This window comes from Verrucomicrobium spinosum DSM 4136 = JCM 18804, assembly GCF_000172155.1.
Taxonomy (GTDB): domain Bacteria; phylum Verrucomicrobiota; class Verrucomicrobiia; order Verrucomicrobiales; family Verrucomicrobiaceae; genus Verrucomicrobium; species Verrucomicrobium spinosum.
Window position 1 is genome coordinate 4,844,232 of the sequence record NZ_ABIZ01000001.1, and the last position, 16,972, is coordinate 4,861,203.

General features: G+C 61.8%; 9 protein-coding genes. 6 read left to right on the forward strand and 3 right to left on the reverse strand.

All coding sequences use genetic code 11. From position 1 onward, the window contains the following. Positions 1 to 69 precede the first annotated feature (69 nt). Complete coding sequence (locus VSP_RS19585) at positions 70 to 999, forward strand: GNAT family N-acetyltransferase (RefSeq protein ID WP_009962818.1); 930 nt, start codon at positions 70 to 72, stop codon at positions 997 to 999. 1,342 nt (positions 1,000 to 2,341) lie between these two features. Here VSP_RS19585 and VSP_RS43120 read toward each other — a convergent pair. Together VSP_RS43120 and VSP_RS19600 are read right to left on the reverse strand one after the other, a co-directional pair. Then, a complete protein-coding gene (locus VSP_RS43120; protein WP_156346257.1) occupies positions 2,342 to 2,623 on the reverse strand; it encodes a hypothetical protein in 282 nt (93 codons plus the stop codon). 130 nt (positions 2,624 to 2,753) lie between these two features. Continuing rightward, positions 2,754 to 4,703, reverse strand: coding sequence for a CocE/NonD family hydrolase (locus VSP_RS19600; protein ID WP_198141194.1), 1,950 nt, complete (start codon positions 4,701 to 4,703; stop codon positions 2,754 to 2,756). A gap of 180 nt (positions 4,704 to 4,883) precedes the next feature. Here VSP_RS19600 and VSP_RS19605 point away from each other — a divergent pair, with 180 nt between their 5' ends. The 5 genes from VSP_RS19605 to VSP_RS19625 all read left to right on the forward strand — a co-directional run bounded on the left by VSP_RS19605 (position 4,884) and on the right by VSP_RS19625 (position 14,587). Then, complete coding sequence (locus VSP_RS19605) at positions 4,884 to 6,488, forward strand: LamG-like jellyroll fold domain-containing protein (RefSeq protein WP_009962822.1); 1,605 nt, start codon at positions 4,884 to 4,886, stop codon at positions 6,486 to 6,488. 31 nt (positions 6,489 to 6,519) lie between these two features. Next, positions 6,520 to 7,095 carry a sigma-70 family RNA polymerase sigma factor gene (locus tag VSP_RS19610; RefSeq protein ID WP_009962824.1) on the forward strand — a complete coding sequence of 192 codons (576 nt, stop codon included), beginning with the start codon at positions 6,520 to 6,522 and terminating at the stop codon, positions 7,093 to 7,095. A gap of 244 nt (positions 7,096 to 7,339) precedes the next feature. After that, positions 7,340 to 10,837, forward strand: a complete 3,498-nt coding sequence (locus VSP_RS39710) for a DEAD/DEAH box helicase (RefSeq protein WP_053332358.1) — start codon at positions 7,340 to 7,342, stop codon at positions 10,835 to 10,837. A gap of 788 nt (positions 10,838 to 11,625) precedes the next feature. Next, positions 11,626 to 12,312 (forward strand): SGNH/GDSL hydrolase family protein, encoded by a 687-nt coding sequence (locus tag VSP_RS19620; protein ID WP_009962827.1) that lies wholly within the window; start codon positions 11,626 to 11,628, stop codon positions 12,310 to 12,312. A gap of 103 nt (positions 12,313 to 12,415) precedes the next feature. After that, a complete protein-coding gene (locus VSP_RS19625; protein ID WP_009962828.1) occupies positions 12,416 to 14,587 on the forward strand; it encodes a pyrroloquinoline quinone-dependent dehydrogenase in 2,172 nt (723 codons plus the stop codon). Positions 14,588 to 15,366: 779 nt separating this feature from the next. Here VSP_RS19625 and VSP_RS19630 read toward each other — a convergent pair. Beyond that, positions 15,367 to 16,923, reverse strand: a complete 1,557-nt coding sequence (locus VSP_RS19630) for a PQQ-binding-like beta-propeller repeat protein (RefSeq protein ID WP_009962829.1) — start codon at positions 16,921 to 16,923, stop codon at positions 15,367 to 15,369. Between the last annotated feature and the right edge of the window lie 49 nt (positions 16,924 to 16,972).

Below are 16,972 nucleotides of genomic sequence, written 5' to 3' on the forward strand. Positions count from 1 at the left end.
CACGTTCAATGGAGTACCAGGGCGTCTCCCGATCGTTGCAAGGACTGTCCACCCCTGCCCGCTTACGCCGTGCAACTGACTCCACTGACTCCCTCCGACCACGACGCAACGGCCAGCCTGCTGCACCGGTCGCTTGTCCACTGGTATGAGACGCGGCTGCGCCAGGGGGCAAGGTTCGGTGATCGTCCGGAGCCATTTCGGATCTTTCCCGAGGTCTATGAGGCCCTGGACCCCGGACAAGCCGTGGCTGTCCGGGACGACGCCTCTGGTGCCCTGGTCGGCGTTTGTTTCATCCATCCCAGGGAAACCCACGTGTCCGTCGGCATCGTGGCCACTGACCCGGATTCCTCCGGCCGCGGAGCCGCCCGGCTGATGATGGAGCACGCTGTGTCCATCGCTCGTGATCGCGGCCTGCCTCTGCGGCTGGTCTCCAGTGCCCTGAATCTGGATTCTTTCTCCCTGTACACGAAACTGGGCTTTATCCCGCATACCCTTTATCAGGATGTTCTCTTCAATGTCCCTGTCGAAGGTCTGCCAGGGCCTCCGCCCGCACGAGCTGACCTTGTACGTCCTGCCCGGCCATCTGACGCGACTCCCATGGCTGACCTGGAGCAGGAGTTGCAAGCGATCCGACGGGACCCGGACATGCACTTCTTCCTGAAGAACGAAGTCGGTTCATGGAAATCTCTCGTGCTGGAGAATGAAGCCTCCGGGAAGCTGGACGGGTTCATGGTGTACAGCGTCCACCCTTCCTTCCGCATGACCGGTCCCGGCGTGGCACGTGATGAATCGGCAGCCGCCGCGCTCCTGTGGGCGGCTCTCGATGCCCAGCGGGGAGACGCCACCGTGCTGCTCGCCCCCTGCCTGGCGGGAGATCTGGTGCGCACTTTGTACCGCTGGGGTGGAAGGAATGTGGAGCTGCACACCGCCCAGATTCTTGGGCCAATCCCCCAGACCAAGGGCCTCGCCTTCCCGACGTTCCTTCCCGAGTCCGCATAGCCCCATCTTCCCATGCGCAAGCTATCCGCTTCCTGGTTGCCCACTTGTACAGCATCTCAAGCAACACCGAACCGCCTCGATAGCAGAGCGGGTAGTCCAAGTGCAACACTTCCGCGCAGCGCCTGAGCCGGACTCCCCCTAAAGTGACGCTACCGAGTAGTCCGATGGGTCTTCGTCGGAACGGCGAGGTCAGGAGGTGAGGAAAAACACCCGGCGCCATCTCACCACCCAATTTCTGCTCCGTCTTCGCTTTGCGATTTCCGCCCAGGCAACTTGGTGACAATACCGGCGAGGGATTGGATAGCCCAATTGCCCCACGTCCCCCAGTGCGCTCAATCGCAGCTCATTCCTCAATGAGGATGCGGCACAAGCCCAACGTTTGCGAGCTTCCAGCTCGTAAACGTTGGGTTGTCATCAGTCGATGCTCTACTCCGAAGGAGTTGCGGCGGTAAGATTGATCGATGCACTCAAGATTGGTCATCACGTTTAGCCGAGACTGGCTCGGACTCCGGCTCAATCTCCCCAGGAACTGCCGACGTCTCCGATCCGCGAATTCCCTTCCAAGTAGCCACCACAGCCGCCATCAACCCCAACATCGGCAACGTCCCTCCCCCGTTCTTCAATTCCAGGGAAGCGCCGATGAGAATATACGCGACAATGATGAGGAAACAGACCAGAAGGGCTAGTGCAGTACGGTTCATATGAGGTGTAGGTATTTAGAGTGATGCTGGACCATCGACCGATTGCCAATCCGTCGATGGTGCACATTTGAACATCACATCAATTTAGATTCACGCAAGTATTGTTGGAGTAAATTTCACACCCGTCGTTTTCCAGGACTCCATGCCGCACGACCCCAGGTCAACATTTCACCTGCATCTTGGCCCTGCTGAACTCCCCTCGCACCGAAAGGTCCGTGAGGACTCGCAAGGAGTAGATCTGGATGCCGCCTCGAAATGCCAGGGCAACCACGCGAGTCTCTTGATCTTCTGAATGGCCCTAGGGAATGCATTCACAAATGCTCCAAGAGCCAGAGGTCATTTCTGGGCGAGACGATGTCCTGAAACGCTTGAAGGGGTGACCGCCTAAAGGGGCGGAACTCCAACCACGGAGCGAACGTTCGTAGAAGCTGTCAGCGAATTGCCCCTGCTCATGAAGAAGGAACACGAGCAGCGAGATGAAGCATCTCATCGCCACCAGAACATCCGGGGCAGGGTTGGAGTACCGCTTTTAAGCGGAATCAGTCGCGCAACCCTACCGCCCCCGCGCAAGTTCGAGGAATTTCACTCAATCTGCGGAATCGGCGATTCACGCCCCCATTACAGCACTTGCCTCCACGATCTTACATACAGACTTGCTCCACATAGACTTCAAACTTCGTCTGCCCGTCCCGAGTTTCAATCCCCAACGGAAACTCCGTATCGATGACACATCGATCCATCCCTCTCTCGTCGATCCATTTCCTCACGATCTGACACCTCATGAATGCTGGCACGGGGAACTCGGCATCGCTCCCCAAAGGCTCCCTGCAAATCACGGTCTCTTTTTCCACGAAGGTCCGCTCGACCCAATTCGCATCTCGAAGGATGAACTCCAGCCCCCCAGGAAAGATAGGTTCATCCACAGTCCGGAGGACTTGCACTCTAACGTCGGCAAACTCAGTCTTCGGTTCGATACTAGGGGTCCAGGGGCTGCCAATCGATCAGTCGCTCTGTGTTCCCTGCGTCTCTGTGGTTAATCTTATCCCGCCGACCTCACCGCACCATCGGCAGCACGATCTGCGAGGGCCGCCCGGCATGGTGATAGATCGTATTGGTCGCAATCACCATCCGACGATGTCCGTTCAACGGCTCACCCGTGTTGGGATTCACGTCAAACCTGGGATAGTTGCTGCTGGAGATGTCCACCCGGATGCGATGCCCTTTCTTGAACACGTTGGAGGTCGGATAGAGCTTGATCGTCACCGGATACACCTCACCGGGGACCATGAGCTTTTCCACTTTCAGTGACTCCCTGAACCGGGCGCGCACGATGCCGTCTGTAACATTGAGGTCGAAACCGTCCGGCCACTCAGCGCTGGCGGGATACACGTCCACCAGCTTGGCGGTGAAGTCTGTGTCCTTCGCGCTGGATGAGATCCAGAGTTTCACCTCGATCTCGCCCGTCACTTCTGTGTCTTTCTCAAGCGGTTCGGTCTGAAACACCAGCACATCACGGCGGGCGGAAAGCGGCACCGGTTTGGACCAGTTCCAGAAGGCTTCCCCTCCCCGCTGGTTCCACGCGCCCTGCTGCATGATGCCATCGGCTGAGGAGACGTTCCCGCCCAGGGTGGGCACCGGGTCACGGGGATCGTAGTCATAGGTGGTAGCAGCCTCCTTCGCTGGCGGCTTTTCAGTTTGCAGCCCGCCACCCGCATGGAGGTACATCGGCGTGGCCACGGCGCGCGCCAGCGGCCACTCCTGTTCATCCCGCCAGGAGCCCCCATGACGCAGCATCCCCTTATCATTTTTCCCACCGTCACCCGTACCCATCACAAAGATCCTGACCTTGCTGGCGAATGGGGCCGCACTGCCCACGGCATTGCTCTGGCCCTTCAGCCAGTGGTCGAACCATTCCTTGCGCCAGGCCCACTCATCCTTGATCGCAGCCTCATCACCGAAGTCCACCTGCCCATGCACACCCTTGGTCTGCTGCCCATGGATCCACGGCCCCATCATGAGGTACACCGGACTCTTCAGCGTCCGTGAGAGCGCCGCATAGTTTGCCGTAGTGTTTCCTGCCCAGGAGTCATACCACCCGCCCACCAGGTACACCGGGATGTCCTTGTACTTGGCGGGATCCGCCAGGATGTTGGCAGGGGCCCAGAACTCATCGTCCGCCCCGTGGTTCATCGCCTCCACCAGCCAGTCCTCATACTCGGGAGCGAGACGCAAAGGAGTCGCCCCACGGCGCAGAGGCAGTTGCGGCAGGTAGGCGGTGCGGTTCTCAGCCAGCGCTTTGAGTTCCGCGGCCACGGCCGGATCTTTTTCGAGCACACTGCCCAGCCCAGCCTTGAGCATGATCCAGTTCCAGAAGCGCATCTCAAAAGCGCCAGCGTTGCGCATGCCCTGCCGGCCCATGTTGGACGCGGCATCCACGGGGATGACCGTGGCCAGTTCGGGCACATCCGCCAGCGCCATCGTGTGCTGGGTGCCGCCCACATAGGAGGTGCCGAGCATCCCGATGCGACCGTTTGACCACGGTTGTTTCCCAATCCAGGCCGCACAGTCCTTCCCATCCACTCCGTCATCCGTGAGGAATTTCCACACCCCCTCGGAACCATAGCGACCGCGGGTGTCTTGGGCCACAAACGCATACCCGTGGGAGGCAAAGTAGTTGCCGGCCCTCTTCGCCACATCTTTGTTGTACGGGATCCGACTCAAGATGACCGGCAGACGCTCTTGCTGCTTTCCAGGGACCACAGCAGGGAGATACACATCCGTGGCCAGTTTGATGCCGTCGCGCATCGGCACCATGATGTTGGCCTGTAGTTCAATCTTGGGACCTTGAGGCGTCTCAGCCTCTACCAGGGCCACCATGCTGGCGAGAAGGAAGCAGGCCACTGAGGCCCGAACGAACCGGCCCGCCAGATGTCGCCGGGACAGCTTGCCTCGATACGTGTTCCCCGTTCCATCCGCGATTTGTTTGCGAGCCCGTTTCAACATGGTTTCCCAGTACGGCTCAAGACCAGGAGATTTGCAAAGCGCAGCACGAAAGTATTGGAATGGATCACCCTTGTAGAAAAAAGCACCAGCCCCAGCCAGCTGTCTCGTTGGAAAATCCATTCGCGTCACAGTTGGCTGGGTGCGATCATTTACTCTTGTCCACTTCGCACCGGGCACGACATGACTGACTCCGATTTTCAGAAACTCATCGAACACCTGGCAGGTGAATCCCCGCCGGAAGAAGTGTTTGAAAACCTGGACCCCGCCGACCTTTCCCCTGAGCAGCGCAAGGAACTGGCCCTGTTCCTGCGGACCCAGACGCTGATCAAGCAGGAGCTTGCGGGGGGCGAGGCCTTTGTGCGTCGCGTCATGACCTGGGCCGGCGAGTCGGAAAAAGACACCTTCACCGCCAAGGTGATCGACCTGCGCAGTCATGGTCGCGAGACCAAGCGCTCCTCGCGCTCCCTGGCGCCCTGGTGGGTGGCCTTGGCGGCTTGCATCGCCGCCGCCGCTTCCTGGTGGCGCCCAGCCCTCACCCCTGCCGGGCCGGTGATTGCAGACAACTCAGCGAGCAATGCGGTGGCCGTGCTGGTGGATGAACTTGATGCATCCTTCGCCGACGGCCGATCTCCACAAAAGACGGGCTTTGCCCCTGGGCCATACAAGCTGGAGAATGGCCTCGCCCATGTCCGCATGATCAACGGCACGGACCTCGTGCTGAAGGCCCCGGTGGCGTTCCACATCGATGACCCCATGCGCGTCCGCCTGCAGACAGGGGACATGCGCGTGGTCGTGCCAGACACGGCCCACGGCTTCATCGTCGCCACCGACGGAGTGGACTACCAGGACCTGGGCACCGAGTTCGGCGTGAGCGCTGGCGAGTCCGGCACCAGCCAGATGCACGTCTTCGATGGTCAGGTGGACGTCCTCAAGACAGACGGCACCAAGATCGAGTCCGTGACGCTGGGCCAGACGGTGGCCTTTGCGCAGGGCAACCTCTCCGCGGCACCGGCTCCGGAGAAAGACAAGTTCCCCAGCGCCAGTGAGATCGGCATGCGCCGCTGGCTACAGCTCAGTCAGGGCTGGAGGGATGATCCCACCCTCCTCTGCTACTACTCCTTCCAGAAGAATCCTGAGTCCCCCCGCGAGCTACAGGACATCAAGACCAGCGGCGTTCCTTTGGCCGCGCAAGTCTCTGGAGCCCGCTGGGTCACCGGGCGCTGGCCGGGCAAGGACGCCCTCTTCTTTGACCACGATGACGATCAAGCCATCGTGGACATACCCGGGGAATACTCGCAGCTCACTGTGGCAGCGTGGGTCCTCCTCGACCGCTATGACTTCCCCAACAACGCCATCTTTGCCTCCGATGGCTGGGAGGCAAAGGACTTCCACATGAACCTGAATGGGCAGGGGCGCCTCTTTGGCGGCACCTACCCCCGCACGACGTACACCCAGTTGACGGATGATGTGGTGCAGCCCGGCGTCTGGTCGCTCGTCGTTCTGGTCACCAATGAGGATCGGAGGCGCACCGAAGGTTGGATCAACGGTCGCCTGGCCTTTACAGGAGACATGATCAACGTCTGGGGCATCCGCCCAGGGCGATGCCGCATCGGCGGTTGCAACCCCAAGCCGGGCGAGGGCAATCCCGTTCGCACCCTGCGCGGCCGTATCGACGAGCTTTTTGTCTGGAAACGCGCCCTCACCAAGGACGAGATCCACCGCCTGTACGAGGAGGGCCGCCCCTCCTTGCTGGAGGTCTCCCGTCCTGCCGCGTCAGCCCAGTAGTGCCCGCCCCAGAGATCTCACCCCCACCTCCATGCCCCTGATTCCCGTCGAAACCCTGCAAAGGGCCCAAGCTGGCGAGCTCAAGGCTCAGGCTGCGTTTGTCCAATTTTACCAGCGGGAGGTGCGGGCCTTCGTGTCCATGCTGACCGCGGATCTCGCCTCGGTGGATGACCTCGCGCAGGAGACCTTCTTGAGAGCCCTGGACCGGCTGGACCGGATCCAGCAACCGGAGAGCACGGGCGCTTTCCTCCGCGGCATCGCCCGAAATGTCGCGCTGGAGCACGCCCGCCGCTATCGACGTCAATCCGAGCGAGCTCAAAAATTCGTCCGCCTCATGGAGGACCTCGCCCCCGGTGAAGACACCCAGGACGACTGGTGGTCAGACGATACCGAGCTCACCGGCGCTCTGAAGACCTGCATGGGCACCCTGCCAGAGAAGTCCCGCTCCATTCTGGACTGGCGCTACCGCGAGGAGTGCGACGCCACTGAGATCGCCGCCCGCCTCGGCACCACCTCCACCGCCATCCGTGCCACCCTCAAACGCGTGCGGGTGAGCCTATGGCAGTGCATCCGGGGTCGGTATGAGATGGCCGGGGTCAGGGGGTAGTCATCAGCCCCGCGCCCATCGGTTTTCTCAAGCAGCGGTCCTTTTACCGCCCAATTCGCAATTCTCCCCCTTTCAACGCGAAGAGGCTCACAGTCAGCACTTTGAGCACTATCCGAAAGTATAACGCGCCCCGGCACCATTGTTGCGGAATGGTCGAATTCTCCGTCAACACCTTGCACCGAGTCCATCCCGTGTGTAAGCGTGGAGGTTCGCGCCTTTCTAGGCGCTCAAAGCCGCCCCCGTTATGCCCAGCGCCGCTGAAGTAGAATCATTTTTAGCCCCCATAGATCCAACCATCATCGCCGCGGCCAGGGCGTTAGTGGAGAAAGGCAGGGTCCGCCTGGAAGGCCATACCCACCAGTCCATCGAAGGTCGGGTAAAGACCGAAGAGGAGACCGTCCGTGTCCAACTCACCCGCAAGGGGCTCCTCTGGGAGTCCGATAGCGACACGGAGGACGAGGACCTGCACCATCTGGCCTCATGCGCCGTGATTCTGGAGTCCGAAGGCCAGCCTGAAAGCGATGTGAGCGCCACTGTGCCGGAGAAGACCCTGCACGAGATCGTGGAAGACAAGCTCTCCCGCCAGCTTACCCCTTCCGAAGAGCAGTACCTCGCCAAGGTGGAGAAGCGCTTCGAGCGCTACCGCACTCTGGGAGAGATTCACGACCATGACCTCGTGCGTCTCAACTCCCGCTGGCCCATCCAGAGCTACGATCCGCTCAAACTCTGGCCGGAACCGCCGCAGGATGTGCTGGAGTTCTGGAACTACCTGGCCGCCGCCCTGCTGGAGCGGAAACTGACCTACCCCGCCTTTCTGGAGAACGTCACGGATCTCCCGGGCACGCGGGCTCGCCTGCAGTCCTGGCGCGAACAGGAGGACCTGCCCCGCTGGGCGGAGCGCATTCGCGAGTTCTCACAGCGCGAAGCCCCCCTGCCCGTCCAGAGGGAGCTGCGCCTCCTCATCACGCCTTCTGAGGCCCGCTTCCAAGTCCGCGCCCCGGAGGAGGAAGACTCCGCCTGGCACAATCTGGCTGACCCGGAGCTTGAGAAACTGCTGGAACTGGAGCGGGCCAATGCCCTGCGACTGCCGGTGAATTCCAGCCTCATCTTCTCCTCTGCCACCCGGTGGCTGCGGGATCAGACCCGCCCGATCATCCGTCTGGAGGAGCTCACCCCGGCCCAATGGCTGGCCAGCCTGCTCGCGCAACCTGAGCTGGGCACCCACCTGGTCACCCTGGATGAAGCCCCGTTCAATCGCCCTGTCGAGCCCCTGCGATGGCAGGCCGTGGAAAAAGTCACCGCAGCCGGCCGGACTCAGTCCATCACGCTGCGACTTTTTGATGGGAACGGCAACGAGCCGCCCAAGCCCCTGCGCTACCTGCCAGCGGCAGAACCCCTCTATCTGGGCACCGACACCATCTTCCACGGCCCACCGTCCTTTGAAGAGGGCACCACCGCCCAGACCAGCATTGAGATCCCGGTGGAGGCTCTTTCCACAGAGGAAGGCATCCGCTTCCTGGAAAAGCTGGACGTCCCCCTGCCCCCCAGTCTCGCCGCCCGCGTCACGCGAGAGACCTTCAAGGTGCAACTCAGCGCCCGCTGCCTGCCTAAGGTAGAGCAAGGCGGCACCGAGCACGTGGCCATCACAGCCCAGGCGGTCAGTTCCAACGGTCTTCTCACCCAGACCCTCCGGGGCCGCCGGTGGGAGGTGACAGAGCAGGTTCGCTCCTCCAATGGGGTGATCCCCTGCTACGATCGCACCCCGCTGGATGCCGTCCTCCCCGTGCTGGAAGGGGTGAAGGCCACCTATGATGCAGAGTTGAGCGCCTTCCGCGCCCGCATCACCAAGGCCTTCCCGGAGCAGTTCCACGACTGGGCGAAGAATCTCCCGGAAGTGATGACGCTGGACACGGATGACCGCCTCCACTCCATCCTGGCCGACCCTCTGAAGGCCACGGTCCGCCTGGAGATCAACGAGGCGGGTATCGACTGGTTTGACCTTCGTCTGGTGTTCGACATTGAGGGCGTGGAGCTGAAGCCTGCCGAAATCCGCCGCCTCATCGCGGCCCGTGGGGGCTATGTGCGCCTGGCAGATGGCACCTGGCGCAGTGTCCGCCTGGAACTCAGCGAAGAGCAGCAGCAGGCCATCGCCGCCCTCGGCATCGACATCAACGAACTCACCGACGAGGCCCACCCCATCCACGCCCGGCAGCTCGCCCTCCAGGAGCGCAAGGAGTTCATTCCACCAGAACTTTGGGAGCGGGTCAAAAACCGGCTCAGCCATCTGGACCTTCAGACGAAGCCGGACGTTCCCGCCGAGCTCCAGATCACCCTCCGCCCCTACCAGGTGGATGGCTTTCACTTCCTCGTCTATCTAGCCGTGAATCGTTTTGGCGGCGTGCTTGCCGATGACATGGGCCTCGGCAAAACGGTGCAGAGCATCGCCTGGGTCCTCTGGCTCCGGCTGGAGGCTATCAAGGAGAACAAGCCCATCTCACCCGTGCTCATTGTCTGCCCCAAGTCCGTGTTGGATGTGTGGGCGATCGAGTTCGGCAAAGCGGCCCCGAACCTTCGCGTGCATGTGCTGCGCGAAAAGGACACCCTCAATCTCGCCGACATCAAGGACAACGCCGATGTCCTGGTGTTGAACTACGCGCAGCTCCGCTCCTGCATTGAGCAGCTGCAAAAGGTCAACTGGCTCGCCACCATCCTGGACGAAGGCCAGCAGATCAAGAATCCCGACTCCAAGGTTGCCAAGGCCGCCCGCCAGCTGCACGCCCAGAACCGTCTGGTGCTGACCGGCACCCCGTTGGAAAACCGCCTGCTGGACCTCTGGAGCCTGCTCACCTTTGCCACCCCTGGTGCTCTGGGTGATCGAGCCTACTTCCAGAAGCACTTCGACCGCCGCAAAGACGACCGTGCTGCGGAACGCCTCAGCGCCCGTCTGCGCCCCTTCATCCTGCGCCGCACCAAAGGCCAGGTGGCCCGCGAACTGCCTCCGCGTACAGAGGAAAACATGCTCTGCGAACTGACCGGGCTTCAGGAAAAACTCTATCGCGAGCAGCTCGCGCAGGCCCAGCATATGATCCTCACCTCCACGGGTGCAGAGATGCTGAACAAGCGCCGCTTCGCCATCCTGCAGGCCATCACCCGCCTGCGCCAGATCTGCTGCCACCCGGCCCTCGTGCAACCCGGTGCCGATGACGAGGAAAGCGCCAAACTCAACGCCCTCATGGAGCTGCTCGACCAGCTCCATGACGAAGGCCACAAGGTGCTCGTCTTCTCGCAGTTCGTCGCCATGCTCAAGATCATTCGCGACAAACTCACGGGACTGAACCGCCCCTTCCATTGGCTCACGGGTGCCTCCCAGAACCGCGCCGACATTGTGAAATCGTTCCAGGAAACTCCGGATCCCTCCGTGTTCCTGCTCTCCCTCAAAGCCGGCGGCAGCGGTCTCAACCTCACCGCCGCCAGCTACGTCATCCTGTATGACCCATGGTGGAACCCCGCCGTGGAGAACCAGGCCATTGACCGCGCCCACCGCATCGGTCAGACCCAGCCCGTCATGGCCTACCGCCTGCTGGCGAAGAACTCCATCGAGGAAAAAATCCGCCACCTGCAACAGCAGAAGAGCCTGCTCTCCAGCGATGTGCTGGGTGAGGAAAACTTCGCCCGCAGCCTGGATCAGCAGGACCTCGAGTACCTCTTCGACATCGGCGAACGCCGGGGCGATGACGAGTAGGTTCGGTTAAAGGTAAGTGGTGGATCGGTAAGCAGTGGGAGTTTTGCCTTGGATTGAAACCAAGGAGGGGCGGTTTGTGCTTCAAGCACAACCGCCCGGCAGGAGCAGCCGGCAATTCGGTGTCGCCAATGCTCCAGTGCGATAGGGTCGGCAACAGGCCATTCCTGGAACCGCGACGCCCAGTCACATTTGCGCGCCCCAGATGCCGATTGCCAATCGGCGGCACAGCAGATTACCAATCTGCGCTACGCAACCTGCGCCCCCCCCCGCGAACACTCTATCACGCGTTCGGAGCTCATCTCATAATGGGATGTGTAGCACCGCCCAATGTTGGACGAGCTCCAAGCGAGTCAACGTTGGGGAGTGCATCCATCGAATTTCAACTCTGAAGGAGTTGTGTCGCTGCTGAGGTCACGCCGTGCGCCCTCTTCCACAGGCGTCGGCGAGCCCCACAGCCCTATCAGACCCGATGGCTTTCCGCGAGCAGCCCCCGCAGGTTACTTCGCGTCCACATCGGGATGCACCAAGGCCGACCGGTTCACCTGAGGTCCCTGTTTACGCCAAAGCGCTGACTCACCCGTTCCCGAACCCGGAGGGTTCACCATGAATAGCCATGGCGTCGGCCGAGCGTAGCGAGGACTACCCATGGTCTCCTCCACCCACCCGCTCTACCGCGGAGCGGTAGGCCCATCGCAACCTCCAACCCCAGACCTCCACCTCGCCATTCTGCCTACAGAAACCACGCCTCCCCTGCGTACTCCTTCCCCTCCAGTTTACTCCCACCTTTCATGAACCGCCGCACCTCCCTCTCCCTCTTCCTTCTCCTCGGCCTCTCTTTTGCCACCTCCCTTTCCGCCGCCGCCCCCACCCCTCAGAAGATCCTTTTCCTCGGGAACAGCATCACCAAACACGGACCCAAGGCCGACATCGGCTGGACCGGAAACTGGGGCATGGCCGCCAGTGCCGAGGACAAAGACTACGTCCACCTCGTTACCAAGGGACTGACCAAAACCGACGCTCCCGCGCCCCAGACTTTCGTCCAGAACATCGCGGAGTTCGAGCGCAACTACGCCACCTTCGACCTTGCCACCAAACTCAAAGACGCTGCCAACTTTGCGCCCACACTCATCATCCTGGCCATCGGCGAGAATGTTCCGGCCCTGAAGAACGACGAGGAGAAAGCCCTCTTCACCAAGCAGGTCACCAGCCTGCTCACCACCCTGAAAGGCCCCAACTCACCCAAGATCATCGTCCGCAGCTCTTTCTGGCAAAACGCCGCCAAGGATCAGTGTCTGAAACAAGCCTGCGACACCGTGGGGGGGATTTTTGTGAACATCGCCGGGCTGGACAAAGTGGAAGCCAACTACGCCCGCTCCGAGCGCCCCTTCAAGAACGAAGGGGTGGCCCGGCACCCTGGAGACCGCGGCATGCAAGCCATCGCTGATGCCATCGTCAAGGCGGTTCCCCAGCCCTGATTCCTGGCCATCGCCCGCCACAGAGCTGGCTGGTGCGAATACGCTTGCCCGCCCGGAGATTTTCTCCACCATCGCTTGCCCCGTCCTGATCTTCTGCCCCGCCATGCCCCGCCCCCCTCTTCTCCCCTTACTGGCCCTCCCCCTGGCAGGTCTCGCTGCCCTCTGGTCCGCCGGCCCTTCGGCCAGTGCTGCGGAACCCGCCAACGCCAAGAGTGGCAACGCCGACTGGACCACCTACCTGGGTGACAAGCAGCGGAGCCTTTATTCCCCCCTCAATCAGATCAATCAGCAAAACGTCGCCCAGCTCAAGGTGGCCTGGATGTATGACACGGGCGACAAAGGCGAGTACCAGGCCAACAACCTGATCGTCAACGGCGTCCTCTACACCCCCACCCCCACCCGCAAGGTGGTCGCGCTCAACGCCGCCACCGGCGCCGAGTTGTGGAAGTGGGATCCCGCCACCTCCGTCTCCGGAGCTGGCAAGGGCCGCCAGCGCGGCATGGTCTTCTGGCAGAATGAAGAAGGCGGGGAACAGCGCCTCTTCACGGCTGTGGGAAACTACCTCTTCGCCCTCGACGTCAGGACAGGCCAGCTCATCAAGTCCTTTGGCAAGGACGGCACCTTCCATCTGGGCAGCGGGCTCGACACGGAAGGCACGCCCAACATCGGCCTCAACACGCCAGGCGTTATTTACAAGAACCTCCTCATCCTCGGTGGCGTCGGCGGCCCCGGGGCCGTACGTGCCATTGACGTCCGCACGGGCGAGCGGAAGTGGATCTTCCACCTCATTCCCCGGCCGGGCGAGGTGGGCCACGACACCTGGCCCGCCGATTCCTGGAAGACCGCCACCGGCGTCATGCCCTGGCCCGGACAGTCGCTCGATGAAGCACGGGGCATTGTTTACATCGCCACGAAGACCGCAGAACCCGACTTCTACGGCGGCAACCGCCATGGCCAGAATCTCTTCGCCAACTCCCTCGTCGCTCTCAAGGCTGACACTGGCGAGCGTCTCTGGCATTTCCAGATCGTGCATCACGATCTGCTGGACAAGGACCTTCCCTGTCCGCCCGTGCTCCTGACGGTGACCCACAAAGGGAAGAAGGTGGACGCCGTGGCTCAGGGCACGAAACATGGCCTGCTCTTCGTCTTTGACCGCGTCACCGGCGAGCCCCTTTGGCCGGTCGAAGAACGTCCCGTCCCCGCATCAGAACTGCGCGGCGAACAAGCCTGGCCCACCCAGCCCTTTCCCACCAAGCCGGCTCCGCTCATGCGCCAGGGCTACACAGAGGCGGATATCTCCAACGTCTCCCCGCAGGCGGCGGTGGCCACGCTTGACCGTATTCGTGTTTCCCCGAACTTTGGCCCCTTCCCCGCCCCCAGCCTCAAGGAAACCATCATGTTCCCCGGCTTTGACGGCGGCATGGAGTGGGGCGGTGCCGCCGTGGATCCGGACGGCATTTATTATGCAAACGTCAACGAGATCCCGTGGGTCGTGCAGATGGTGGAAACCCGTCGCGCCGATGGTGCCCCCCTGATCCACGGCGAGAAGGAATACATGATCTACTGCGCCGCTTGTCACGGCCTGGATCGCAAAGGCAATCCAGCGGGCGGCTTCCCCGGCCTGGTGGATGTGGACAAGCGCCGCCCTCGCGAGCAGGTGGCCCTGATCACCAAGCAAGGCGCAGGCCGCATGCCAGCGTTCGACATGATCCCTCCCCCGCAGCGCGAGGCCATTCTGGACTATGTCATGTCCAACGCCGCCCCACCCAGTTCCTCCCGCCAGGACGAGCCCGGTGCTTCCGCAGCGGCTCCTGCCAATAAAAACGACAAAGAGGACAAGACACCTCCGTATGCCTTCGCCGGATTCCGTCGTTATCAGGACCAGGAAGGCTACCCCGCCATCAAGCCACCGTGGGGCACGCTCAACGCCGTGGACCTCAACACCGGCGAGATCAAATGGAAGGTGCCCCTGGGTGAATACGCCGAACTCACCGCCCGTGGCCTGCCTCCCACCGGCACCGAGAACTACGGTGGCCCCGTCGCCACCGCCGGAGGACTGATCTTCATCGCCGCCACCGCCGATGAGACCATCCGCGCCTTTGACAAAAACACCGGCAAGGTCCTCTGGAAAGCCCCCCTCCCCTTTGGCGGCAACGCCACCCCCAGCACCTACATGGTCAATGGCCGGCAATATCTCGTGATCTCTGCTGGTGGCGGCAAATCCCGCCGCCCTTCCGGCGGCATGCTCGTGGCCTTTGCCCTGCCAGAGAAGTAAGGCCGCTGCGCGGCCGTTGAGACGCGTTGCTGGTTGAGGGGGCCGCAAGCGGCCTGTTGAGACACTACGTTTGGTTGAGGCGCTTCGCTGGAGGATAGCGTTGCTGCTGGAGAAGCTTGTAGCTGCGTTTGTAAAAACGCGGTCAGGGGCGCATGTGACGAAGATAACCGTCACACGCCCCCGCTCTCAAACGCCATTCTCTCCGGCAAAGGAGGCCGCAAGCGGCCGTTGAGACACTGCGTTGGTTGAGGCGCTTCGTTGGAGGGTAGCGTTGCCGCTGGAGAAGCTTGTAGCTGCGTTTGTAAAAACGCGGTCAGGGGCGCATGTGACGAGATAACCGTCACACGCCCCCGCTCTCAAACGCCATTCTCTCCGGCAAAGGAGGCCGCTGCGCGGCCGTTGAGACGCGTTGCTGGTTGAGGAAGGGGGGGGGCAAGATTTCGCATCGACTCTTGTCTGGCTAATCATCCAGTCGTTGCGCCGGCAGGGTTGGAGTACCGCCTTTAGGCGGCTCAGTCGAACAATCCATGATGTTGCAGACGTCAATGGGGCACAGGCGCTTGAGACTCTCATCTCCTTCGCTCACCCGCGGGGCCGGAGACCCCGCCTCCTTTGGTGCTGCTGGGATGCTTGTGAGCACTGGAGTTTATTGTGTCATAGAACCTCTGACCGCGTTTTTACAAACGCAGCTACAAACTTCTCCAGCAGCAACGCTACCCTCCAGCGCAGCCTCTCAACAGGCCGCTTGCGGCCCCCTCAACCAGCGCTGCGCCTAAACCTCATTTGCCCGGCAGTTCATAACACACCGCCTCGACACTGTTCCGCACGAGCAAATACTTCCCCGCCAGCGTGGGATGGGTCCACGTCTTGGCGCTCAGTGCCGGCAACTGGCCCAACACCGTCCCTTCCTTTTCCAGATCCACCAGAATCACCTCGCCCGGTTCGCTCTGAATGAGGGCCAGGTCATTGACAATAAGGCTTTGACCGGATCCGTAGCGGCCATTTTTCCAGAGTCGTTTGCCAGTCTCCGCATCCATGCAGGCGATCTGCCCGTCATCCAGCCCGTAAATGTACCTACCACGCAGAGCGGTGCTGTTGAACTGGGTCTTCATGCGGAGGTTCTGCCACACTTCTTCCGCCTCCAGCTTCTTCCCATCTGCGACAGGCTTGATCTTCAACATCGTGCACCCCATGCCGTAGCCGGCTGAAAGGAACACCTGATCCTCACCCACCACAAGAGGCTGGGAGGCCTTGGGCCAGCGGGGGTCTCCCCAGGTGTGATCCAGCAGCACCTCACCCGTGGCGGGGTCGTGAGCACTCAGGTTGCCTGCGTTGACAGACAGAACCACGCGACGTCCGGCCAGTGTCACCAGCACAGGCGAAGCATAACTCGCCTTGGCCGTACCCGCCTGCCAGGCCGGTTCCCCAGTGTCCCGACGGTACGCCAGCACCGTGGGCCCCTCCTTGTCCCCACCTGTCACCACTACAAGATCATCATACACCAGGGGTGATGCGCTCACACCCCATTCGATGTTGGGCAGGTTGTTTTCCTTCAACACCTCCCGGCTCCAGACCGCCTCGCCCGTCACCCCATCCAGACAGGTCAACACCCCTGTTCCGCCGTAGCTGTACACCCGGCCACTCTCCACCGTGGGCGTGGCCCGGGGCCCCGTGCCCCCCTGCCATTGTGAGAACCGGGCCTTGATCGCATGGCTCCAGAGCGGTTTCCCAGTCGCCAGCTCATAACAGGTCGTCATTTCCTCGTCCCCGCGCTGTTCCTGGGTGTAGGCACGTCCACCCAACACGGCAAAGGCACTCCAGCCTTCCCCAATAGTCTGACGCCACAGTTCCTTCGGAGCTTGCGACTGCCAGTCACGCGCCAGAGCGGCATTCTGCACCACGCCATTGCGCTGGGGGCCATAAAACTGCGGCACATCCATCGCCCCTTCCACCTTGGCCACCTCCGCCACTGGCACCACACTGGGTGCCGAGAAATGCCGTTCCGCAGGGCGTGTCCACGCCCACGCCAGCTTGGGCAGGCCGGTGCCATCCATCGTGCCGTCCACCCGCACCGTCCGGCTCACGCCAAACCCTGCCAGCACCAGGAGCCCTGCCACCGCGAGCCTGGCCCGGCCGGAATAGCGGCTCAAGAGGAGGAACCACAGCACCAGCAACAACCCACCCAGCAGGCTCAGCGCAGACACCCCCCAACTCTTGAAGTTGCGATCCAACTCCGGCGTCAGCACAGTGGCGGCAATACCCACAGCGATGACAGCCGCGACGACGAACGGAATCCACAGACGATGACCTTTTTGAGCAGGGACTAGAGCATTCATGGAAGTTGACTTGAAGGTTGATTTCGATTTACAAGTAAGTACTCACTAA